Raw genomic sequence first — 24244 nt, 5'->3', positions numbered from 1 at the left:
CGACAAACCGCATCTTTCCCAAGCGGGCTTGTGCATCGGTCCGATCCTGCCCATTCTCGCGCATACACGTGCGAAGACACGGCGAGAGGAGCAAGACCATGATCGAAGCGGGAACAGTCCACGAAGGCGGCTGCCTTTGCGGTGCCATACGTTACCACCTGCAAGGCCCCAGCCTGTTCGAGCAGCAATGCTGTTGCAGGGATTGTCAAAAGGCGACCGGCACCGGCCACACCACCATCATCGGCATCCATCAGAGCCAGTTGATCATCATCGGCACGCCGACCACCTATACCAATTACGGTGAAAGCGGCGGCAGCGTGACGCGCCATTTTTGCGGCATTTGCGGCGGGCGCATTTTCACCTCTGGCTCGCTGCCGGGTGAAATGATCATGGTGCAGTCAGGTTCGCTCGACGATCCCGATCAGGTCAGCCCGCAAGCGGTGATCTATACCAAGCAGGCGGTGAAATGGGATCATTTCGACCCGGCCCTGCCGCGCTATGCTGATTATGCGCCTATGTCCGAGGCCACGCTGAATGCGATGAAGGGCGTGTTGGCGGGTGATTAAGCCGCTTGTGCGCGTTCGGCGCGAGGCATAGGCTTGCGGGTGCAAGAGACAGGAACCTGTCCGGCATAAGGCATGGGAGAGAAGCCTTGGTTCAATCAAGCTTCTATGAATTCGATACACAGTCCGTTCCCCTGCCGCAGCGCCAGTCGCGCTGGTCGCAACTGGGCAGCGACACCTTGTCCGACCTGATCGTCACCCCGCGCGATCAGCGATCCTTTCATGCCCGGATGCGGCGCGTGGAAATCGGCGACATGGGCATGGTCCTGATCGATTCGACCCCGGCGCTGGCCACCAGTGCATCGGGCCGGGCGGGGGCCTGGGCGGCGCCTGACCGCGACGCCTTTGTGATGACCATCGCCGACCGGGGGCACAGCCGGATCGCCCAATCAAACTGGCACGTGGATTTGGCCGAGGGAGACATCGTGTTTCGCGATCTGACCCGGCCGTGGAGCAGCCGGTCGGATGAGGATATGGGGCTGATCCTCGTCAAGATCCCCTATTCCTGCGCCGCGCGCAAAATGGACAATCCCGAAGCGCTGATCGGCCGCCATCTGACCGGGGGAAAGGCGGCGGTGGGGTTGGCTGTGTCGGTGGTCCGGGCCTGTCGCAATGCGCTGTTGAGCGAGCCGGATGGCGATTGGCACAGAGGCGCCGCCGATCTGCTGGGGGATATGGTCAGCCTCGTCTGTAATGTGGGGCAAGGCGCGATGCCGGATCAGGGCGAGGCCCTCCTGAACCCCGCGCGGCGTTCCATCCGGCGCGATGCGATCACTTTCGTGATGCGCAATCTGGCCGATCCCGACCTGTCCGTCCATGCCGTCGCGGATCGGATCGGGGTCAGCATGCGGCAGTTGCAAAGAGCCTTTCTGCTGGAAGGTATCAGCCCGCGCCAGTTCATCGTCAACGCCCGGCTGGATGAGGCGGCAAGAAAGATCGCGCTGTCGAGCGACCGTGAATCGGCCCGAATCATCGACATCGCGCTCGATGTCGGCTTTAACGATGTCAGCCATTTCAGCCGCACCTTTCGCCGCCGTTTCGGCTGTTCGCCCAGCCAGTTTCGCGGGCAGTAAGGCGGCGGTCTGTAACGCGCGCGCGCCTGACAATCGCGTCGCATTTGTTCAGATGCGGGTCGCGCCAAGCCAAGAGACCGGCCGATATCGCCATTAGACTGATCCCACAAAATGAGGGTGCGGCTTCGTAAACCGCGCCCCGCAAAGTGGGATGAGGAAAATGATGGCAAGATTCTGTCAAGCTGCCTCGCTGTTTGCTCTGGCGCTGGCTTGCGCGCCTGCCGCTCTGGCCGCAGAGGAGGCTCCGGCCAAGGAGGTCGACAAGCCCGCCGCCCCGGAAATTATCGTGACGGCTCAGTTCAGGGCGCAGCGCCTGCAGGATACGCCCATTGCCATTTCCGCCATGGGGCGCGATCTGCTGGAAAAACGCAGCGCCACCGACATTGTTTCGGCCGCCGCCGGCGCGCCCAATGTCAATCTGTCCAAGGGACAGGGCGGCTTTGGCCAGTTTGCCAGCGTGTTTATCCGGGGCGTGGGCCAGTCCGATATCCATTTCGCGGTGGAACCGGGCGTGGGCATGTATGTCGATGATGTCTATTACGGGGTGATGTCCGGGGCGGTGTTTCAGCTTCTCGACACCGATCGCGTGGAAATTGCGCGAGGGCCCCAAGGCACGCTTTCGGGCAAGAACTCGATTGGCGGCTCGGTAAAGCTCTATTCGCGCAAACCTTCGTTTCAGCCCGATGCCTATGTCGAAGTCACAGCGGGCGGGCGCAATTTGCTGAGCGGGCGGGCGGCGGCCAATGTCACCATCGTACCCGACACGCTGGCCATGCGTTTTTCGGTGTCAGGCCGCCGCCGCGATGGTTTCATGCAGCGGCTGGATTATGGCTGCGCCACGGGCAGCGGCACCACGTTGCGCACGGGCGCCAATTGCGGGCTGGGCACGCAGGGCGGCGAATCGGTCTGGTCGGCTCGTGCCAGCCTGCTCTGGACGCCGGGGCCGGGCATCGAGAATGTGCTTTCCATCGACACAACGCAGGATCAATCCGAAAATCCGGCGCAAAAAACGGTGTTTCAAAGCCCGGCCTGGGCAGGCTCTGCCAATTACATCACGCCATGGGGCAGCTATACCAATTACGAGACCTATCAGAGCCGCCCGACCGGTGCATCGCCTGCTCCGGCCTATCCGATGTCGCCTAATTCCACCCTTGATGCCAAAGGTGTCAGCAACAATCTGAGCATCGATCTTGGCGGCAATATCCGGCTCACCTCGATCACCGCCTATCGTTATTCCTCCACCAGTCTTTCGGCCCAGATCGACCAGACGCCCGCGAGCATCTCTGACCAGAGCTGGCACCTGCTGCACCGCCAGTTCACGCAGGAAGTCCGTCTTTCCGGCGCGCTTGGCGCATGGGCCGATTGGACCGTGGGGGGCTATTATTACAAGGCCACGGGCGTTTCAGAAGGCCGGGTGACGATTTCGGGCGGGGTGGCGCCGGGCGGAGGCGGCATCAATCTGGATACGGTCTTTCATGATCCGGTGCGAACCCGTTCGATCTCCGGCTTTGTGCATGGTGTGATCCATGCAACCGGGCGTCTCAATCTGACCCTTGGCGGGCGCTATACCGATGATCGCAAGGATTTCACCTTCAACCGCTTTGATCCCTATGGCAACATCATTCCCAGTCTGGCTTCGCTGGTCAATCTGACCCGGACGTTTCAGGGCACCCGATTTGATTACCGCATCAATGCCGATTATCGCCTGAATGATGCGGTGATGGCCTATGCACAGGTTTCCACCGGCTATAAGGGCGGGGGCATCAATCCGCGCCCCTTCGTCGCCTCGCAGGCGCTGCCCTTTGCTCCCGAAACTCTGACCACCTATGAAGCGGGGCTGAAGAACACGCTGTTTGACCGCCATCTCCTGCTCAACCTTGCCGGTTATATCAGCAAGCTCAAAAACCTTCAGGGCACCTTGCGCAGTTGCGATGCGATTTCGCCCGCGCCCGGTTTTCCCTGCAATCAAACGGCCAATATCGGCGATGCCACGATCAAGGGCGTCGAAGCGGAAGCCACGCTGCGCGGTCCGGGCGGTTTTTCGGCCGATGCCTCGCTGGGTTATACCGGTTTTGCCTATGACCATGTCGTGGCCACCAGCGGGGTGGTCGTGGGGATGCGGTCGGTATTCAATCCTGAATTCACCGCATCGCTGGGCGCGCAATATGCCTATGACACGGGCAAGGGCACGATCACGCCCCGGATCGACATCAGGCACCGATCCAGCATTTACACCGACGCGACCAATACGCCGCTGGGCCATTTGCCCGCGCTGCAACTGGTCAATGCCCGTCTGACTTGGGACAGTCCGCAAAGCGACTGGCAGGCTTCCTTGGCCGTGACCAATCTGTTCAACACATTCTATGCCGAAGCCACCTCGCTCAATACCGTGGTGCCCTATTTTGCCGGTTCATACATTCTGGCCCAGCCGCGTCAGTGGCAGGTCAGCTTGCGCCGCAAGTTCTGAAACCGGGAAGTCGGTGAAAAGGCGCCGGGCGGTCCATTGGAGAGGGGCCCGCCCGGCGTAGTCAGGGGTCAGAATAATTTCCCGTGCCGTCCAAGGAGCAGGAAAGCTATTCCTCTCCCTGGGGCATATTTTTGCACCCCGCCTCGGTTGCGGGCCGGGCCGGATCGGTAGAGGCCTGTCCCGCGCACCACGGGAATTTGACCTTGCTGAGCGCGCCGTCCTTGATGGAATCCAGCACCTTTTGCAGGCTTGCCTTGCGCGCGACGGCCTCGCCTTTGGGGGCGGGCATCGGGGTTTCGCTGCCCGCCATGTCGTCCAGTGCAACGAAGCGTCCGTCGCCATAAAGTTTGTAGCGCGCATCAAAGACATAGCGCGCCGGGTCGAACACCCATTGCGGGGCATAATGCTGGAAAATCCAGCCGCGCGCCGATGCCTTCTCGCCCTTGGCCACGGCCCATTGGCTCACCCCGTCGATGCCGGTGGGGGCCTGCGCACCGCTGGCCTCGGCGATGGTGGGCATGATGTCGGCAAAATCGAACAGGCCATCACGCGTAACCCCGGCGGGCAATTTGCCCGGCGCACGGATGATCATCGGCACATGGGTGCCCGACAGGGTGGGCGTGCCCTTGCCCCCGCGCACCGCAAAGCCTGCGCGGGTAGAGGTGATCTGGCGGTTGGTGCCATTGTCGCCCGAAAAGATCACCACCGTGTTCTCGTCCAGCCCCTCGGCCTTGAGGCGATCCATCAAGGCGCCCACCAGCTTGTCCATATAAGTGACCATGGCGGCAAAGCGGGTCTTGGCGCCCTGCGCGCTCATGCTGTCGGGGGTGGGCACAAAGGGATTATGCACCAGCACCATCGGGTAATAGAGGAAGAAGGGCTGGTCCTTGTGGCGGCTGATGAAATCCAGCGCATATTGGCTGTCGAAATCGGGGCCAAAGCCTTCCTCGCTGATTTTTGTTCGGCCATTGCCGACGCGGGTCGGCCCCCAATAGCGTGAGCCTTTGGCGTCCAGCGCCTTCAACTGCCAGAGATAGCTTTCGTCAAAACCGGCCTGTTCGGGCGTAATGCCCACGCGCCCGTCAAAGCCATTGCCCATCAATTGCCATTTGCCGACGATGCCGGTGGCATAGCCCGAGGCCTTCATCATATTGGCAAAGGTGAACTGGCCCGGCGCCAGATAGCCGAAAGCCTCGTAATTGCGGTGGCTTTCCATGCCGGTCATCAGGCGCACCCGCGAAGGGCTGCACAAAGGCGTGGCATGGGCCTGCGTAAAGCGGACGCCTTCCTTGGCGAGGCGGTCGATGTTGGGCGTGTAATATTCGCCGCCATAGGCGTTGAAGGCCTCGATCCCGATATCGTCGGCCAGAATGAAGATGACATTGGGCGATCCGGCCCGACGCGGCGCAGGGGCAGTGGCAGGGGAGGCCGCCGGGCCGTGGCTATATTCCGGGGCGGGGCGGTTTTGCGCCATCGCGCCGGTGGGCAGGAGCATCGCCGCGATGGCGGTCAGAGCGACATATTTCCGCAGTTTCATGGCGTCTCTCCGTTAATCCTGCCACATGGCGGGCAGGTTGGTATGGCCGCGTACGGCGGCCTGGGCCTTGGCCTGCGCCGCGATCGGGTCTTCGGGCGTGCGGCGATAGGGGGCGAAACGCGCCGCCGCCTGCTGCATCCGCGCTTGCATCGCGCGCGTCACATCCGGGTGCAGCGAGGCCACACTATATTGCTCGGTCGGATCGCGCATGTCATAGAGTTGAGGATAGCCGCGCCCGTCAAGCGGCATCAGGAAGTTCATGTAGAAATCGGCGCGGACATATTTCCAGCGCTGGGTGCGGATGCCCACGACATTCTCGTCCTGAAACAACAGCAGCTCCTCATGGGGCGAGGCCCCGCCGCGCATCAGCACAGCGCTGATGTCGCGCCCGTCGATCTCCACCCCCGGCGGCAGCGGCAGGCCAGCCAGCGCGCAGGCCGTGGGCAGCACATCAATGCCCATAGCCATGGCATTGCTGCGCCGACCGGCCGGGATATGGCCGGGCCAGCGCGCGATAAAGGGCACGCGATAGGCCCCGTCATAGGCCCCGCCGCCCTTGCGCTGGCGCAGGCCCCCGGTCGATCCTTCAAACCACGGCCCATTATCCGAGGTAAAGATCACCAGCGTATCGCGCTCCAGCCCCAGCCGCGCCAGCGTGGCGTTCAACCGGCCCACGATGCTGTCGATTTCGATGATCGTGTCGCCATAGGCGCCCGCGTCCTGCGACTTGCCGCCAAAACCGGGCGCGGGGAAATTGGGCAGATGAGGCGAGGACAGCGCCAGTTCGAGGAAGAAGGGGCGATGCGCGTTCTCCTCGATAAACTCTTGCGCGCGGTTGTAGAATTTCTGCTGGAGGCGGGGGAAATCGACATCCTCGTCGCGCATCGCCTCGCCCGCCTTGCGTTCATAGAGGCGCAGCGGGTTGATGTCATGGCTGTATGGAATGCCGTAAAACAGGTCGAAGCCGTAATTGGTCGGGTCCCACGCATCGCCCTTGTGGCCCAGATGCCATTTGCCGATCAGCGCGCTTTTATACGCCGGTTTCAGCGCATGGGCGATGGTGCGCTCGGTCTTGGGCAATTGCTGGGTGTCGGTCTCCAGCAGCACGCGCGAGAGCGTGGTGCGCGCCGGATAGCGCCCGGTCAGCAGCCCCGCGCGCGAGGGTGTGCAGACATTGGCCGGGGCATAATAATCGGTCAGCGTGATGCCTTGGGCCGCCATCCGGTCGAGATGAGGCGTGGGCACGCCCCGCCCGCCCGTGGGGCCGACATCGCCGTAGCCCAGATCGTCGCACAGGATCACGATGATATTGGGCGGGCGCGATGGGATGGCCTTGGCCACCCCGCCCAAGGCCATTCCTGCGGCCAGAAGCCCGCTGCTGGCCAGCAATTTGCGCCGGTTTATATGCGTCATTTCATGCCCTCTCCGAAGGGAGCAGAAGGGCGGGGTTGCGACCCCGCCCTTTTGTCAGAGGAAGTATCAGAACGAATAGCCTACGCTCAGGCCAAAGTAGCGCGAGGCCGCCTTGGGCACGAAAGCGGTGAGGTTGTTGGGTGTCAACGATTGCGAGGTCAGCTCGCTGCCATGGCCCATGGCGGAATAGAAGCGCTGATCGGTCAGGTTCTTGGCAAAGATCGAGACGCTGAGCCCCTTGTCCGCCGGACGCAAGCCCAGCGAGAGGTCAAAGGTCGTATAGGCGCGCTGCACCAGCAGCGGGTCCTGCTCCAGCGCGAAGAGCACGCTGCTCTGATAGGCCATGGCCAGATCGACATAGGCGATCATCGAGCCCACATTGCGTTCATAGCGCGGGTTGATGGTAAAGCGCCATTCGGGCGTGTTGGGCAGGATGCCGCCGCGCACGTTCTGGTTCGCGCCCGACAGGACATTGTTGACGCTATATTGCTTGTAGCAGGCGTTGGTGGGCGGCGTGGCACCATAGGCGATGGTGGCGAAACTGGCCTGATTTTGCAGCGGGCAGGCAAGGCCATCTGCGTCAAAGCGGGCATGGGTATAGGCCAGCGAGGAATTGATCGAAAGCCCATCGACCGGGCGCAGGGTCAGTTCGATCTCGACGCCCTTGGTGGTGGCCGCGCCCGCATTGGTCACGGTGAAAAGGAAATTGCCGGTCGATTGGTCAGACTTGTTGGCCTGAACCTGCAGATCCTTGTATTTGGCGATAAAGGCCGACACCGCGATGCTCAGCTTGCGGTCGATGGTCGTGCCTTTGAAGCCCACTTCGAAGGCGTTGACAGTTTCGGGGCGGACCACGGCATTGTTGTTGAACGTCTGATTATATTCGGTGCCCAGCGATTGCCCCTTATAGCCGCGCGTATAGGTGGCATAGGCCTGCGCATTGCGGTTGAATTCATATTGCAGGCCCGCCTTGCCGGTCAGCACCTCGTCCGAGGCGGCGGTGAAACCGCGCGTGACCGGGACATTGAGCGAATCCCCGGCAAAGGGCGCATTGGGATATTGGAAGCCATAGACCGAGATATATTCATGCTGCCAACGCATGCCGCCGATCGCCTTCAGCCCGCCGACCAGATTGTAATCGACCTGACCAAACCCGGCATATTGATAGGAGCGCAGATGGGCCAGGCTGGCCCCCGACGAGCCCACGACATTGGCCGCAGGGCAGGGCGCCCCGATGGGCAGCCCCGATGAGGCAGGCGCCGAGCAGGTGACGATGCGGCGCGTGAAATCGCGATCAATCGTCAAGTCCGAGAAATAGAGGCCGCCGACATAATTGAGCCGCCCTTTCTTGGCATTGGACAGGCGCAGTTCCTGCGAGAAATTGTCCAGTTGATAGCCGCCGCCATTCACGTCGAACTGGGCATAGGCGGGGGCCGCCGTGCCGCCGCTGTAGATGGGCACATCGGTGTTGACGGCATCAACATCCTGATTATTATAGAACTTATACTTCTGATAAGCGCTGACCGAGGTGAGCGATACTGCGCCAAGGTCGAGCTTCGCCTCCAGCGAATAGGTCTGCTGCGTGGTCAGCGTTACGGTGTCGAGGTTCGAATTGACCTGTGTGTTCGACGGACCGGCGATCACCGGGGCCTGAAGCAAGGCCAGATTGGCATTGTCGGTGCGGATGGCAACCGTCTGGCAGCATTGCGATTGGTTATGGCCATAATTGAACCCGGCCAGCAGGTTCAGGCGCCCGATATCCACCTCCAGCTTGCCGCGCAGGCCATAGCCTTCGCCGCCATTGGTCTTGGCCTTGCGGGCGACGTTATAGATATAGCCGTCATCCTTGTTGTAATAGCCGCTCAGGCGCAGACGGACATGCTCGCTCAGCGGGCCCGAGACGGTGCCGTTCAGGTGATATTCGCCCTTTTCGGCGATGGTGGCATTGACCTTGCCCGACAATTCGCTGGTCGGGCGGGCGGTGACCACGTTGATTGCGCCGCCGGTGGCGTTCTTGCCGAACAGCGTGCCTTGCGGGCCGCGCAGCACCTCGATCCGTTCAATATCGGCCAGATCGGAAAAGCCCTGTGCCGCGCGGGCCATGACCACGCCGTCCATCACCACCGAGACCGAGGATTCATTGCCCACTCCAAACACGGCGGTGCCGATGCCGCGGATGCGGAAGTTCGAGTTGTTCGGATTGGTGCCCTGCGTATAGGTCAGCGAGGGCGAGATCTGGCCCAGACTGGTGGTGTCGGTGATGTTGCGCGTGGCCAGCGCCTGCGCGCTGAGCGCGGTGACGGCGAGAGGCACATCCTGAAGGCGTTCGGCGCGCTTTTGCGCGGTGACGACAATGTCACCGGGGGCCGCTTCGGTGGCGGGGGACTGCTGCGCATGAGCTGCCTGCGTCAGCGCTGTCGTTGCCAGGCCCAGCAAAAGGGCCGTGCGGATGGATTTCATGACGATGTCTCTCCCTGTTATAATTCTTGCACCCCAAATCGGCCGGTCCTTTGGCGAACTCGGTCCAATTCGAAGGGTAAATCTCATTTTCAGCGCTTAGTACGAATCAACGTCAGCGCTGACGTAATGCCTAAGCCGCCGTGACAGGGCTGTCAAGAAACGCCATGCGTATCGACCCGCGTGGACAGGCCCCGTCCTATTGGCTTATGCAACGCCCATGTCGAACCGCAGACCCACGCTAGATGATGTTGCCCGGATTACCGGAGTGTCCGCCAAAACGGTGGCCCGCACGCTCAATGGCGAGAAAGGCGTGGGGGCCGAAACGCGTGATCGGGTGATGGAGGCGGTCCAGCAACTGGGCTATCAGATGAATGTCTCGGCCCGCGCGCTGGCCAGCGCCAAGACGTTGAGAATATGCATCGTTTCCAATTGGATGACGGCATTTTTCATGTCGCAGATCTATCGCGGCGCCGCGCGGGCCTGTCAGGAGCGCGGCTATCATCTTATCATCCGCGAATTCGATCCTGAACAGAGCGACGCCATCGATACCTTTCGCCGCCAATTGCAGGCCGCCCCCGTCGACGGGATCTTTGTCACCGCTCCCCTCAGCAGCAATGAGGGATTGCTGGCGATGCTTGACGAATTGGGTCTGCGCTATGTCCGGCATTCACCGATGGGGGATTTTGAACGGTCCGATGTGGTACAGGCCGATGAAATGCATGGCGGGGCCTTGGTCGCGCGGCATTTATGGGAAAAGGGGCATCGCCATTTTGGCCTGATCATGAATGTCGTGGGCCATGTTGCGGCGGCCCAGCGTTATCAGGGCTTTGTTCAGGAAATCGAGCGTCTTGGCGGAGTGCCTGAGCAGATTTGCAACATCGGCTATCCGATTGGCAGCCGGACGCGGGAAGGCGAAAATCCCATCGGCTATAATGAAGCGGCGCAACTGTTGTCGCAAAAACATCGTCCTACCGCGATCTTTGCCTTCAATGATGAAGTGGCCGCCGGTGTTTTGGCGCGCGGCCATGCGGCCGGTTTTTCCTTGCCGCAGGATCTGGCCGTGGCGGGTTATGGCAATGCCGATTTCGGGCGGCTGACATGGCCTGCGCTGACCACCGTGCGCCAGCCCAATTCGGACATGGCCTATCAGGCCGTTTGCTGGCTGACCGAGGCGGCACCAGCCCGCGCGAGGGTGATGACATTTCCGGTCGAATTGATTCCACGCGGCAGCACGGCCCAGGCGTGACTTAAGCGCGCGGGGGAAAGAGCGGTCGGGGAAAGCTGGCGGCCAGCATCACCGCCGTTGCCAGTACGAAGAGCAGAACCAGCAGATAGGATGGCGGCCCCGTGCCCGCCACAGGTTGCTGCGACAGATAGAAATAGGGACGCATGATCAACGCCCCGCCCAGCGCCAGGCCGATCTGTTGCCCCAGTCGCAGCGCTGCGGCGCTGGCTCCGGCATGGGCGGGGGCGATGCGCGCCATGCTGGCCGGGCCGATGCAGCCCGATGTCATGCCAACCCCCATGCCCGCCAGCACCAGAATGGGCAGCAGCGCCCAGACGGGCCAATGCGGATTTTGCCCCGCCCACATGATCAGCGGCGCGGCAAGACCGAGCAGCGCAGCCCCGGCGGCAATGACAAACCGCCCGTCCTTTTTCAGCAGAAACCGGCCAAAGAACAGGATCGAGAGGAACACGCCCATGCCATAGGGGATCTGGATCGCGCCCGAGACATAGGGGGAATGACCCCGCCCGTTTTGAAGAATGTGGTTGATGATGATGATCAGGCTGTTGCTGCTGGCGCTGAAACAGATGGTCAGCATCGCGCCGGTGGCCAGTTGCGACAGGGCGGCAGGATCGGGGCGCGCGTCCCACGGGCGGCGCAGCGAAAACGTGCCCCGCCTGATCCGCCATAGGGCCACAAAGGGCAGGGCGGCCAGTGCCATCATCCATGGATGAAATCCTGCCGTATCTCGCCCCAGCCATTCGAACATCGCCATGATCGCGCCCACCGCTATCACCAGCGGCATAGGTCGATACAGAAATCCTTGATCTTCATGTCTCCCATCCTGAGGGCGATGCGTGTCGCGCGGCAGCAGCCAGTAGCCGAGCAGCAGCGCCGTCACGCCGATCATCGCCCCGACCATAAACACCACGCGCCAGCCAAGATCGGCAAAATTGCCCGATATCAGCAAGCCCGCCACGACCGGCCCGAATGTGCCCGCCGAGGCCGAGGCAAAGCCCAGCGCGGGCAGCAGCCGGACGCGGTCATGCGGGGCATAGAGGATATGGAGCAGCCCCATGATTTGCGGCGCGGTCAGCGCAAAAGCGGCGCCCTGCGCCAGGCGCGAGAGCAGGAAGGCCATGATCCCCCCCGACATGGCGCAGGACAGCGAGGCCCCGACATAGAGCGCGGCGCCCGCCAGAAAGACCCGCCGATGCCCGACCCGGTCCGCCATCGGCCCGGTCAGCACCAGTGTCAGCGCAAAGCCGAGCGCATAGGAGCTGTAAAACCAATGGGTTATATGACTGGATGCGTGAAGGTCGCGCGCCACCACCGGCATCGAGACATTCACGAACATCGCGTTCAAAACTTCCATGAAGTTTGCAAGCAATAGCGCGGCAAAAGGGAAATAGCGCTTTGCGCGCAAGATATCGCCCACGTCCTCTCCCCCCGTGCCGCCCCGTTGGTCGGGATGCTGGCGAAAACTTTCCAAATGCATAGCCATGATCCGACAGACTGGCCAGTCGAACGGTTGCCGCACGCTAACTTGCGGCAAAGCGTGGTGAAAAAGCATCATTTGCATTTTGCGGGGCGCCCTGCGATCTTGCCCGCCGGAAATTTGCCAATATGTACAAAAACGCGCAAACCGACGCGCGGGGCCAGACGGGGATCGTTTCATCAGTGGCAACAATCAAGGATGTCGCCAAGGCAGCCGGTGTTTCGTTCAAGACCGTTTCGCGCGTGGTCAATGGAGAGAAGCGCGTTGGCCCCGAGGCGCGCGAAAGGGTCAATCAGGCGATCAGAGAACTGGGCTACAAACCCTCTCTGGCCGCGAGGCAATTGGCGGGGCAGCGCAGCTATCTGATCGGTCTGGTGCTGCTGGGTTCGGGCATCAGCTATATTTCGCGCATGATGATCGCGATGGGTTCGGCCTGCCGTGACAAGGGCTATAATCTGATCACAGCCACGCTGGATTATCATCAGCATATGGCCTCGGACATCGTGTCGATCAATTTCTCCGCCCGCCCCGACTGCGTCATACTGACTCCGCCCTTTTGCAACGACCAGCGGATTCTGGAGCATTTCGAGCGGGCCAATATTGCCGTGGTGCGCGTGGCGGCGGTGACGCCGGGCTATGGGCTGACGGTGCCGGTCAACGAGGAGCCCTGCGCGCTGGAACTGATGCGCCATCTGATCGGACTGGGGCACAAGCGGATCGGCATGATCGCCCCGCCTCTGCCCCTGCGCGCCTCGGAGGCGCGGCTGGTTGCCTATCGCAAGGCTGTGGCCGAGGCAGGGCTGGAGGAAGATCCGGCGCTGGTCATTCGCGGCGATTTCAGCTTTGCCGCAGGCGTTTCGGCCACCACCAGCCTGCTGGCTCTGCCCCAGCGACCGACCGCGATTTTTGCCTCGGGCGATGAAATGGCGGCGGGGGTTCTGGCCGAGGCGGCGCGGCTGGGATACCGGGTGCCCGATGATCTGGCGGTGGCGGGCTTTGACGATTCGCCCATCGCCCGCATGGTGTTTCCGCCCATCACCACCGTGCATCAGCCGGTGCGCGATATTGCGCGGGCTGCGGTTGAAGCGGCGATCAATCCCGATTTCAAGCCGCAGCCCTTTGACTATAAGCTGATTATTCGAGGCTCCACCGACGGCAGCCGCCAGCATTGCCTCGAACCCTATCCGTTTTAGACCTTCATGCGGCGGATCAGCCGTTCGAAATCCATGATCGGCATCGAGGGCGTATATTTCCCTTCCAGCACCGCACTGAGATAGCGTCCGGCGTTGCGGACATATTCCTGCTCGCTTTGCGCGGCCTGTTGCACCACGGGCAGGGCGGGACGGGCATGGTCCCCGATATAGGTCAACGCGTTGAGCGCCTGCAACTGCACCGGCCACACCTTGTCCTGCGCGGCCAGAACGGTCAGGACGCGGACGGGTTCGTCGATCTCGTCCATACGGATCAATGCTTCGGCGACCACGACTCGGACCTGATCGGCGCCGTCCTTGGCCAGAGCGGTCAGCAGGGCAGCCTTGGCCCCATGCTGGCCGCCAATCAGCAGGCCCGTTGCCGCCCAATAACGCATCACGGGCAGGGGATGGTTCAGCCCCTCGACCAGTTGCGCCTCGCTGCCCGTGCCGCTCGCCGCCAGACGCGCCATCTCCATCACCTGCGTCAGGGGATAGGTCTTGCGATCCCGGCTCTCGAAATAGCCTTCGCCCGCCATGGCTTCGGGGATGAAGCCATTGTCGTTGATCGCCACCATATGCGTATTGAGCGCCTTGCTCAGCCGTTCCATCTGCGCTCTTGCCGCAGGATCGGCGGCCAGATTGCGCAATTCATGAGGGTCGCTGTTCAGGTCATAGAGTTCTTCAAAGGGTTTGGTGTGGAAGAACCGATCCTGATCGGCGTTGAGCGTTCCTGCGCGATGGGCGCTTTCCCAATCCTGATAGCCCTTGGCCAGCCATTCGAACGCCTGATGCTGGCCCCACGGGCGATGCGGCATGTAATTGCGAATATAGCGCCAGCGGCCATCGGTGACGGTGCGCTGAAAATCATAGCGTTCATCCATGCGGTTGCGCATCCCGAAGGCATAGGTCTTGGGCGCAGCGCGGGGGCCAAGGAAGGGTTTGCCCACCATCTGCGCGGGCTGCGCCACGCCAGCCAGCGCCAGCACCGTGGGCGCCAGATCGATGAAGGAGACGGGACTGGTCACTTTCCGCCCGGGCGCCACGGGCAACAGGTGGCGCCATTTGGGCGGGGCATAGACCACCATTTCGCAGGCCAGCCCATCCTCATAGCAATAGCGCTTGGACCGGGGCAGTACGCCGCCATTGTCGGAATAGTGGAAGATGATCGTATCCTCGGCCAGCCCATCGGCTTCCAGCTCGGCGATGCGCTGGGCCAGTTCGCCGTCCATCTTTTCCATCAGATTGTAATAGCTGGCGAAATCCTGTCGTATCGCCGGCGTGTCGGGCAGGAAAGGCGGGATCGCGACCATATCGGGCGTGACGCGGCCTTGGGTGGGTTGAAACAGGCGCGATTCATGGGTGGTTTCGTAATTGAACACCGCCATGAAGGGCTTGCCGCCCGGATTTTTGCGCCAATGGCCCTGCGGCCCCTGAACGTCCCAGATCGCCTCGGGCTTCACATCGCAATTGTAATCGGTCTTGGTGTTATTGGTGCAGAAATAGCCCGCGGCGCGCAGCAATTCGGGATAGGTCTGAAACTCTTTGGGGAAATGCGCATTGGCCCGCATGTGATTGGCCGGCGCGCAGCTTTCGGGATAAACGCCCGTCAGGATGCCGAAGCGCGAGGGGGCGCAGACTGGGGCATTGGAATAGATATGGCGAAACAACGCGCCCTTGCGCGCCAGACCGTCGATTGTGGGCGTATGGGCCAGCTTATCGCCATAGGCGCCCACGTAAGGATTGTTATCCTCCGACACGATCCACAGGATATTGGGGCACTTGCCTGAAGAGGGCCGAGCAAGCGCCCCCTGAGCCGCAGTCGCCGCCAAAGAAGCAGCTGCGCCCAGAACGGTGCGACGGTTAAGATGGGGGTTGAAATTGGGTTGTTTCACGGTGTTTCTCGCTTTCAATGGGGCAGGCGGGGCGGACGGCGGGTCAATAGACCCACTCGGTTTCGCGCCCGTCGATCATGACCTTGCGGGTGAAATGCAGTTTCCAGAGCGGCGCGGGCAGGGATTTGGCGAAACCCTCAACCGCGCGGTTCAGCTTCTCGGCTTCGGCCTTGTGATCGCCCGACACATCGGTCTTTTCCCAAGGGTCCTGCGCCAGATTGTGCAGCTTGGTCTGGTGCCAATCGTCCGATCGCCACAGCCGCCATTGTCCCTGCCGCGCGGCAAAGACCGGCGCCTGACCCCAGACCAGCAGGCGGCTGTCCGGCCCTTTGTAATGGGCCGAGGCGATCAGGTCCTGCCCTTCCAATTCGCGCGGCATGGCCTGTTTGGGCGCGGCGGCGTGCAGGATCGTGGGCAGCACGTCGAGCGAGGAAACCGGCGTATCGACGATCCCCTGCGGCTTCATCGCGCGCGGCCATGAAAACAGGAACGGCACCCGCACCCCGCCTTCCAGATAGGTGAACTTGCCCGCGCCCCATGGATGGGCATCGTTGCAAAAGCCGAATTGCACCGGGCAACCATTGTCCGACAGGAACACGACCATCGTATTGTCACGGATTCCACGCTCTTCCAGCTTGTCGAGGATCCGGCCCACACCCGCATCCATCGCCGCAATCATCGCCACATAGGTGCGCCGCACCGGGTCCTTGATATGGGCAAAGCGGTCATACCATTCCTGCGGCACCTGCAGGGGCCAATGCGGCGCATTATAGGCGACATAGGAGAAGAAGGGCTGTTTGCCCCGCGATGCGCGGTCGATGAAATCCACCGCATGGTCGGTGATCTCGGTGGTGAGATAGCGGTTGAAATTATCGACCTTGCGGCGCTCCGGCCCTTCGATCACCACCCCATTGCCGCGCCGGGTTTCAAAGGGCGGCTTGCCCGCATCCGCCTTGGTGGGGGTGGTGACGATGCCGGGGGTTTTCGGATCGACATAGACCGTCTCCCCGGCCAGAAAGCCGAAGAATTCGTCAAAGCCCCGGTTGGTGGGATAGAAGCGGTCCTGCGCGCCCACATGCCATTTGCCAAAGGCGCCGGTGTGATAGCCCAGCGGTTTCAGCCTTTCGGCAATGGTCTTTTCCGATGTCGGCAGGCCAGCGCCTTCATCGCCTTCATCGTTGATATTATAGGTAAAGCCAAAGCGCATCGGCATCCGGCCCGTCAACAGCCCCGCGCGCGACACCGCGCAGACCGAGGCCGCGACATAACCATTGGAAAAAGCCGCTCCCGAGGCCGCGATGCGGTCGATATTGGGCGTGGAGACATCCTTGCCGCCATAGGCCGAGACATCGGGCCAGCCCAGATCGTCGACCAGAATGACCACGACATTGGGCGCCTGCGCCGCGCGGGCCGGGGCCGATGGCGGAGCAACCCGCGCCGAGGAGGCGGGGGCGCAGAGCAGGGCCGCCGTGCCCAGCAGCAGGGCCGTCAAAACCCGCTTCATTGCCCTGCTTCCTTCATGCGCGCATCGGGGCGGTCGGCGGAATCATCGAACTGTTCACGCGTGCGGAAACGTTCGGGCGCCTCGGCCAAAGCGGGAGTGGAATAGCGCCGCGCCTCGCTCCACCAGAGCTTCTTCAGTTCCTCCAGCTTGGCCGGATATTGCGCGGAAAGGTCGGTGCTTTCGGAAAAATCCTTGTCCGTGTTGAACAAGGCCCATTTGTCGGCGGCGAAATCGCTGCCCTGTTTGTGGATGGTGACGGCGCGCCATGGGCCTTGGGTGATCGCCCGATTGCCGCGCAGTTCGAAATATTGCACCGAGCGGGCCGCAGGCGCCCCCGCCGACAGCATCGTGGGCAGGATCGAGCGCCCCGCCACCGGAATTTCGGCCACACCATGCAGCGTTTTGGGAAATTGCGCATGGCCCACCTGCGCCAATGTCGGGGCAAGGTCGACCACATCGACATATTGGTGCCGGATCGCGCCGCCATCTTTGATGACCTTGGGCCATGACACGATCAGCGGCGTGCGGATGCCGCCCAGATAGGGCCACAACTTATACCGCCGCAGCGGGGTGACGCCCGCCATGGCCCATGGGCGCTGATATTCGCTTTCGGTCTTGTCCGTGCCCAATTCGTCGATCCGCGCCAGCATCTGTTCCGCGCTCAATTTGTTGGGGGCATAGAGGCGTTCAAACGATCCGCGCTGGCCCGCTTCGGAGGCCGCGCCATTGTCGCTCATCACCATGATGACCGTGTTGTCATATTGCCCGGTGGCCTTGAGATGCGCGATCAGCCGCCCGATCTGTTCATCGGTATGCGTCAGGAACCCCGCATAGGTGGCCATGAAGCGGGCATAAACCTGTTGCTCGGTCGGGGTCAGGTCGGCCCATGCCCGGTCGCCCGGATTGCGCGGGGGCAGGGCGGTGTTGGCAGGCACGATGCCCATTGCCTTCATCCGCGCCAGACGCTCCACCCGCAAGGCGTCCCAGCCCTTGGCATAGGTATCGCGATAGGCGTCGATATAGGGGCGCGGCACCTGAATGGGCGCATGGCCCGCACCATAGGCCAGATAGACGAATTGCGGCTTGGCTTGGCCCGGTTTCAGCGCGGCAATGGCGTGATCGGTGATGTCATTGGAGAAATGATAGCCCGGCGTTTCGGGCGAGGTGATGCGCTTGTTCCCCTCGATCAGCTTGGGGTGATATTGATCGGTCCAGCCGAGGAAGAAGCCGTAGAACTGATCGAAGCCGCGTTGCAGCGGCCATGACCCGTTGTGGCCTGCCGACCCATCCTGATCCTCGGGCGCCAGATGCCATTTGCCAAAGCCCGATGTGGCATAGCCTGCATTCGAAAGAACCTGCGCGATGGTCTGGGCATTGTCAGGTAATTCGCCGCGGTCGCGGGTCATGTCGGCCGGATCGACCTTGTTTGCAGGCAAATCGGCCATGCGCACCGTTTGCGGATTGCGCCCGGTCAGCAGCGCGGCGCGCGTGGGGGTGCAGACCGCCTTGGTGTCGAAACGGTTATAGCGCAGCCCGCGCGCCGCCAGCGCATCGAGATTGGGCGTGCGGATTTCCGAGCCGAAGGGGCCAAGATCGGAAAATCCCACATCGTCCAGCACGATCAGCACGATATTGGGTTGAGCCGGTGCGCCGGTGGGCGCGGCGGCGGGGGCCGCGCCGGCCATCGCCAGTCCCATGATCGCGGCGAGCGGACGGGCGGCGGTAAGGCTGCGGGGCCATCGGTTCGCCTGCTGCTTTGCGGGTCTGTTCATGCATCCACTCCGGCTTTCTGGTCTGATTATCTGTATGCATCAAGGATGCTGGGCATCGTTGTCACCACAGGAAATGCATAAGTTAATTGCGCCTGTCAATTTCGGAGTGACAACGTTGACGCATTTTGTCATAAGCCCGCCATCCGCCGCAACAAGGCGGAGAGAATCGAAATGGGGGATGTGATGATGAAACGTGGCTTTGCCGCGCTGCTTGGCGGCGGCGCTATGCTTGCTTTTGCCCAGCCAACTCTTGCTCAACAGGCGCCGCAAACGCCCGAACTGGCGCCCGGCGAAATCGTGGTCACCGCGCAAAAACGCGCCGAACGTCTGCAGGATGTGCCGCTGGCCGTCACCGCGATCGCCGGGGAAGCATTGGCCACGCGCGGGATCACCGATACCAAGAGCCTGACCCAGATTTCGCCCACGCTGTCCTATCAGCAGGGCAACAACCCCTCGAACTCCAGCTTCCGCATTCGCGGTATCGGCACGGCGGTGTTTGGGCAAGGGACCGAAAGCTCGGTTTCCACCGTGCTGGACGGCGTTGTCATGGCGCGTCAGGCACAGGGCTTTTCCGATCTGGCCGATATTGAACGGATCGAGGTGTTGCGCGGGCCGCAGGGCACCCTGTTCGGCAAGAATGCGACCGGCGGCGTGATCAACATCGTCACCGCCCGGCCCAGCAAGACTCTGACCGGCAAGATGAATGCGAGTATTGCCGAAAAGGGCGAATATCACCTGAACGGCACCGTGTCAGGGCCGCTCAGCGACAAGTTGGGCGTGCGCGTTTCGGGGTTCTACAACAAGGATGACGGCTATATCTATAACGTCACCCTGCGCCGCAAGACCAATGGCTATGAATCCTTCGGCCTGCGCGGCAAGGTCGAGCTGGATCTGGGGCGGCTCAACCTGCTGGCCACCATCGACTATTCCAAGAACAACGCGTTCTGCTGCCAATCGGTGCTGATCCGCTCGGACAATGCCAGCCTGACCACGCTGGTCGCTCCCGTCGTGCCAGGGCCAAACAATGTGCAGGTCGGATCGAATGGCGACACAACCTCGCGCACCTCGCAGCAGACCTATTCGCTGGAGGCCAAATACGATCTGGATTTCGCCACGATCACCTCGGTCACCGCATGGCAGCACTACAGCTTTGACAATACGGTTGATGTTGATGGCATCAACACGGCGGTGCCGATCTATACCGGCGCCAATGCGGTGGCGCAGTATGACGTCAATGGCGGGCCTTTCACGCTGGGCGGGTTTACCCAGGAATTGCGCATGTCCAATTCGGGCAAGCAGAAGCTGAATTACACGATCGGGGGGTTCTTTTCGGACACCACGCTGGATCGCGAATTTACCCGCCGCTTCGTCAATTGCACGGCCAGCGGGCTGACGCTGGGCGCGACTTGCCCCTCGGCCAATCTGGCCGGTTTTTCAGGCCACCACCGCGCCCATCTGCGCCAGAGCCAGATCGCCGGTTTTGCGCAATTCGACTACAACATCGTGGATGGCCTGAAGGCGCTGGGGGGTCTGCGCTGGCAGCATGAGACCATCTCGGTCTGGGGCAAGCAGGACACCACCCCTGCCTTTGCAGGTGATACGATCCTGCAAAGCGGCTATCCGCTGACCGAGGGCTATACGGCGGCATCGGATGATGTGCTGACCGGCAAGATGGGCCTGCAATATGAATTCAACCGCCGCGCACAGGTCTATGCCTCCTATACGCGCGGCTATAAAGGGCAATCGCTGGGCACGGAATTCACCCAGACCTTTAACAATAATCCCGTGGTTCAGCCCGAAACGGTGAATGCCTTCGAGGTCGGCTTCAAGGGCAGCACCGCCGACCGCAAGATCAGCATCGCGGTCGCGCTGTTCCTGGCCAAATACAAGAACCTTCAGGTTCAGGCCAACCGTTCGGACCCTTCGACCAACACGTTCACTTTCGTGACCACCAATGCCGGGGCCTCGGAAACCAAGGGCGTGGAAGTGGAAATGACACTGCGCCCGTTCGATGGGCTCAGCGTGGCGCTGTCGGGCAGCTATGTGAAGACGCGGTTCGATGCCGACGGCATTGGCTGTCCGCTGCAAAATCAGGCCGCCTTTGCGACCGTGGCGACCGGATCGGCGGCGCCGGTCAACACGTGCTTTCGTTACAAGACCGGATCGAGTTTTGTGTCGAGCGCGGCGCAGAACATCGTGGGCGGTATCCTGCCCAACACGCCGACCTGGCGCGTTGGCGTAAATCCGCGCTATGAGCATCCGCTGGCGGGCAAAATCGCCTATGCCGACGTCAATGTCGCCTATCAGAGCGGGGTGAATTTTGCGCTGGAACAGGACCCCCTGCAATGGCAGCCGGAATATACGACGGTGGACGCCACCATCGGCCTGCGCGCCGAGGAGAAGGGGCTGTCCTTCTCGCTTTTCGTGAAGAACCTGACCGATCAGCGCTATTACACCGCAATGGGTACGCCGGGCCTGTTCACCACCCAGACCGTGACGCCGACCAACCGCATGGGTTTCCTGCCCAAGGGGGCGTTCCGTTACTTTGGAGCAACCGTGGGTTACAAGTTCTGATGATCGCCTAGGCGACACCGGGTGCGGCCTATCCAATCATGCGGCATTAGCATCATTGGATAGGCCCGCAGCATTGGATGCAACGCATACAAAAGCGCAGTCTTGCCCGCATAATAATATAGCGGGAGGAGAAAATGCCGCGAACAAGAATTCTGCCATCGCTGATGGCGGGCTTCGCTTTGGCCGGCGCCTTATGCGCGGCGGCCCATGCGCAGGAACGCGAAGGCGTGGCCCCTGACAAGGCAGCCATGTATCGCCATTTGAAGGCGGCCCGCGCCATTGCCGGGGCCGATCTCTATGCCCATTATGTCCATCGCTGCATCATGGATCAGACCTATCGCCGGACCATCTCGCGCGGGCTTCAGGGGCATAATGCGCTGCCCGCCACCCGCGTTTTCGACGAACTCTATTTCGTGGGCGAGAATGCGGTTTCGGCATGGCTGCTCGATACGGGCGACGGTTATATCCTGTTTGATGCGATGTATGCGCCGCAGGATATGGAGAAGATCGTCGAGCCGGGGATGCGCAGCCTTGGGCTCGATCCGGCCAGGATCCGCTATCTGGTCATCACCCATGCCCATGGCGACCATTTCGGCGGCGCGCGCTATCTGAAAGAGCATTACGGCACGCGCATCATGGCCTCGGCGGCCGATTGGGATGATATGGCCGATCAGGCCGCGCATCCCCGCCCCGGCATGCCGCCTGAATGGGCGAAGCTGGTGCCCGAACGCGATATGACCATCGCCGATGGGCAGGGTTTTGCGCTGGGCAAGATGAAGCTCACCTTCTACCTCACCCCCGGCCATACGCCCGGTACGGTGTCCACGGTGTTCACCGTCCATGATCGCGGCATCGCGCATCAGGTGGGCTTCTTCGGCGGTCTTGGCACACCCGACACCGCGCAGGGCAAGCAGGCGATCATCGCCTCGCTGGAAAAGTTCAAGCCGGTGGTGCGGGCGCGCAAACTGGACGTGTTGATCGCCAACCATCCGACGCAGGATCAGTCGATCCCCAAACTGGCCGAACTGGGTCTAAGACAGACGGGCGATCCCAATCCCTATGTGATCGGGGGCGATCGCTATCTGCGCTACCTCTCGCTGCAACAGGAATGCACCAAATTCGCCGCGGCCCAGCAGGGCCAGAGCGTCCGATAGGGAGAACACCATGCGCAAGAGCATCACATTGACCCTTGGGGCGGCGGCTCTGGCCTCGGCCGCATTGGCCGCCGGGGGTGACACCGATCCCTTTTTCGGCGATGGCGGGGTGTCCGACTTCTATCGTTGGGATGGCAAGCTGAACCAACCGGGGCAGATCCTGCGGCGCGAACCTTTGGGGGAGGGGTTCTACGCCGATCACGCCTCCTCGGCGGAACGCATCCTTTACAGCTCCACCGATGGCCGCTTTGGGCGCGGCGTGGTCGAGGCTTCGGGCATGCTCTATCTGCCCAAGGGCAAGGCGCCCAAGGGGGGCTGGCCGCTGGTGGTCTGGGGCCATGGCACGATGGGCATTGCCGATGTCTGTGCGCCAAGCTGGAAAAAGCCGACTCCGCGTGACGGCACCTATGTCGATGCCTGGCTTCAGGCCGGATTTGCCGTGGTCGCCCCCGATTATCAGGGGTTGGGCACGCGCGGCGTCCACACCTATGTTCAGCGCAAGGGCGAGGGCTATTCGGTGCTGGATGCGGCGCGGGCCGCGTTGAAGGCCGCGCCGGGAATGATCGCCAACCGGGTGATCCTGACCGGGCAATCACAGGGTTCGGGGGCGGTTCTCAACGCCACCTATCTCCAGCCCGCCTATGCGCCCGATGTGAAATTGTTGGGTACGGTGGCGACCGCGCTGGTCTGGCGTGCGGAGAACCGGGCCGATACGGCAAGCGATGTGACGGGCGCCGATCCGGCCCGTTATTACATCATGCGCATGTATGGCGGGGGCCTGTTTCCGGGCAGTCCGGCGCCCGATACATTGCTGACCGAAAAGGGCAAACTGCTGCGCGAGGCGGCGCGCAAAGGCTGTTCGCGCGATATCGTGCCGGTGGCGCGCGACAATGGCGTGACCGGCGAGAATGCCTTTACCCGGCCCCCGCAGGACATGGCCCGCTTTATGGACATCACGGCGGTTCCGGCCAAGCCCATGCATGTGCCGCTGCTGATCGCCACGGGGCTTGCTGATGCAACCATTCCCACGCCAACCCAATATGCGGCAGTTCAGGCGATGTGTAGCAAGGGAAATCCGGTGATATGGCGCAAATATAATGGCGTAACCCATTCGGGAACGTCGAATTATGCGTTGCGCGATGCCATACCTTTTGCGCGGGATCTGTTGGCGGGCAAACATCCGGCGTCCAATTGCGGATCGATCACCCCGCCTGGGCCGATCCAGCCATCGGACGAGTCGATTCCGTTTCAGGATAAATAAGGAGGATACATGGTTGGGCGGCGTGAAGTGATGGTTTCGGGGCTGCTGGGCGGATTGGCGCTGGCGAGCAAGGTCGATGCGGCGGAGAGCGGTGCGCCAAGGCTGGAACTGGCGCTGGAAATCATCGCCGATATTGCCCCGATGCAAAATATGGGCATGGGTCCGTTGGGCGAGCGGCGGATCGTGCCGATCGTCGGCGGTTCGTTCGAGGGACGCGGCGCGCTGGGCGCGGGGCTGAAGGGCAAGGTTCTGCCCGGCGGCGCAGACCGGCAGTTGGTGCGCAGCGATGGCGTGCGCAATCTGAGCGCCCTTTATGAATTGCAGGCCGAGGATGGCGCGGTCATCACCGTGCTCAACAAGGTGATGGTCGAGGATCTGCCCGGCGGCGGGCGCTATGCCTTTTCCACGCCCGAGGTCACCGCGCCCAAGGGGCCGCATGACTGGATCAACCACAGTGTCTTTATCGGCACGCTCGAAAGCCTGCGCCCGGCAAGGCAGGCGGTGAAGCTGAAGTTCTATCGCGTGTATTGATAAATCCATGCAGCACTAACATTGTTGAATACAGAAACGGAAATGTTCTTATGGAAAAATTGCCCCATCATGAATAAGATGGGGCAATAATAAACTGCCTCATCACCGATAAATAAGATTATTCGTG

General features: G+C 61.9%; 16 protein-coding genes. 9 read left to right on the top strand and 7 right to left on the bottom strand.

The annotated features are described in order from the left end of the window. Window positions 1-98 precede the first annotated feature (98 nt). The 3 genes from GGR38_RS12890 to GGR38_RS12880 all read left to right on the top strand — a co-directional run bounded on the left by GGR38_RS12890 (window position 99) and on the right by GGR38_RS12880 (window position 4103). Window positions 99-566, top strand: coding sequence for a GFA family protein (locus GGR38_RS12890; protein ID WP_183626135.1), 468 nt, complete (start codon window positions 99-101; stop codon window positions 564-566). A gap of 86 nt (window positions 567-652) precedes the next feature. Next, window positions 653-1636, top strand: coding sequence for a helix-turn-helix domain-containing protein (locus tag GGR38_RS12885; RefSeq protein ID WP_183626134.1), 984 nt, complete (start codon window positions 653-655; stop codon window positions 1634-1636). 160 nt (window positions 1637-1796) lie between these two features. Further along, complete coding sequence (locus GGR38_RS12880) at window positions 1797-4103, top strand: TonB-dependent receptor (RefSeq protein ID WP_183626132.1); 2307 nt, start codon at window positions 1797-1799, stop codon at window positions 4101-4103. Window positions 4104-4209: 106 nt separating this feature from the next. On the opposite strand, the gene GGR38_RS12875 is transcribed toward GGR38_RS12880, so the two are convergent. The 3 genes from GGR38_RS12875 to GGR38_RS12865 form a co-directional block, all read right to left on the bottom strand. Beyond that, window positions 4210-5640, bottom strand: coding sequence for a sulfatase family protein (locus GGR38_RS12875; protein ID WP_183626130.1), 1431 nt, complete (start codon window positions 5638-5640; stop codon window positions 4210-4212). A 12-nt stretch (window positions 5641-5652) separates the two neighbouring features. Then, the gene (locus GGR38_RS12870; RefSeq protein ID WP_183626128.1) at window positions 5653-7053 is read right to left on the bottom strand and encodes a sulfatase family protein; all 1401 of its coding nucleotides are present in this window, start codon (window positions 7051-7053) and stop codon (window positions 5653-5655) included. Window positions 7054-7119: 66 nt separating this feature from the next. Next, window positions 7120-9513: a TonB-dependent receptor gene (locus GGR38_RS12865; protein ID WP_183626126.1), complete on the bottom strand. Its 2394-nt coding sequence runs from the start codon at window positions 9511-9513 to the stop codon at window positions 7120-7122. Window positions 9514-9730: 217 nt separating this feature from the next. Here GGR38_RS12865 and GGR38_RS12860 point away from each other — a divergent pair, with 217 nt between their 5' ends. Next, window positions 9731-10759 carry a LacI family DNA-binding transcriptional regulator gene (locus GGR38_RS12860; protein WP_246404604.1) on the top strand — a complete coding sequence of 343 codons (1029 nt, stop codon included), beginning with the start codon at window positions 9731-9733 and terminating at the stop codon, window positions 10757-10759. Between the two features lies 1 nt (window position 10760). Here GGR38_RS12860 and GGR38_RS12855 read toward each other — a convergent pair whose 3' ends face one another. Further along, a complete protein-coding gene (locus tag GGR38_RS12855) occupies window positions 10761-12236 on the bottom strand; it encodes an MFS transporter (protein ID WP_281379411.1) in 1476 nt (491 codons plus the stop codon). A 182-nt stretch (window positions 12237-12418) separates the two neighbouring features. Between GGR38_RS12855 and GGR38_RS12850 the strand changes: the two genes are divergently transcribed. Continuing rightward, window positions 12419-13429 carry a substrate-binding domain-containing protein gene (locus GGR38_RS12850; RefSeq protein WP_183626120.1) on the top strand — a complete coding sequence of 337 codons (1011 nt, stop codon included), beginning with the start codon at window positions 12419-12421 and terminating at the stop codon, window positions 13427-13429. Here GGR38_RS12850 and GGR38_RS12845 read toward each other — a convergent pair. Genes GGR38_RS12845 through GGR38_RS12835 form a run of 3 tightly spaced genes read right to left on the bottom strand, consistent with a single transcriptional unit; the run spans window position 13426 to window position 18597 of the window. Continuing rightward, a complete protein-coding gene (locus tag GGR38_RS12845) occupies window positions 13426-15321 on the bottom strand; it encodes a sulfatase-like hydrolase/transferase (protein WP_183626118.1) in 1896 nt (631 codons plus the stop codon). The two genes, GGR38_RS12850 and GGR38_RS12845, sit on opposite strands and share 4 nt — an antisense overlap. A 43-nt stretch (window positions 15322-15364) precedes the next feature. Further along, window positions 15365-16825, bottom strand: coding sequence for a sulfatase family protein (locus GGR38_RS12840; protein WP_183626116.1), 1461 nt, complete (start codon window positions 16823-16825; stop codon window positions 15365-15367). Continuing rightward, window positions 16822-18597 (bottom strand): arylsulfatase, encoded by a 1776-nt coding sequence (locus GGR38_RS12835; RefSeq protein ID WP_246404600.1) that lies wholly within the window; start codon window positions 18595-18597, stop codon window positions 16822-16824. Before GGR38_RS12835 ends, GGR38_RS12840 begins: the two co-directional genes overlap by 4 nt. Before the next feature lie 183 nt (window positions 18598-18780). Between GGR38_RS12835 and GGR38_RS12830 the strand changes: the two genes are divergently transcribed. From GGR38_RS12830 to GGR38_RS12815, 4 genes are all read left to right on the top strand, one after another. Further along, a complete protein-coding gene (locus tag GGR38_RS12830; RefSeq protein WP_246404598.1) occupies window positions 18781-21171 on the top strand; it encodes a TonB-dependent receptor in 2391 nt (796 codons plus the stop codon). 134 nt (window positions 21172-21305) lie between these two features. Then, window positions 21306-22325 carry an MBL fold metallo-hydrolase gene (locus GGR38_RS12825; RefSeq protein WP_183626115.1) on the top strand — a complete coding sequence of 340 codons (1020 nt, stop codon included), beginning with the start codon at window positions 21306-21308 and terminating at the stop codon, window positions 22323-22325. Window positions 22326-22335: 10 nt separating this feature from the next. Then, on the top strand, window positions 22336-23586 hold the full coding sequence (locus GGR38_RS12820; protein WP_183626113.1) for a lipase family protein: 1251 nt from the start codon (window positions 22336-22338) through the stop codon (window positions 23584-23586). A 9-nt stretch (window positions 23587-23595) separates the two neighbouring features. Next, window positions 23596-24117, top strand: coding sequence for a DUF3237 domain-containing protein (locus tag GGR38_RS12815; RefSeq protein WP_183626112.1), 522 nt, complete (start codon window positions 23596-23598; stop codon window positions 24115-24117). Window positions 24118-24244 lie beyond the last annotated feature (127 nt).

Source organism: Novosphingobium sediminicola (assembly GCF_014196525.1).
Taxonomy (GTDB): Bacteria; Pseudomonadota; Alphaproteobacteria; order Sphingomonadales; family Sphingomonadaceae; genus Novosphingobium; species Novosphingobium sediminicola.
Note: the sequence above shows the minus strand (reverse complement) of the source record. Positions and strands in the feature narration are given on the sequence as shown.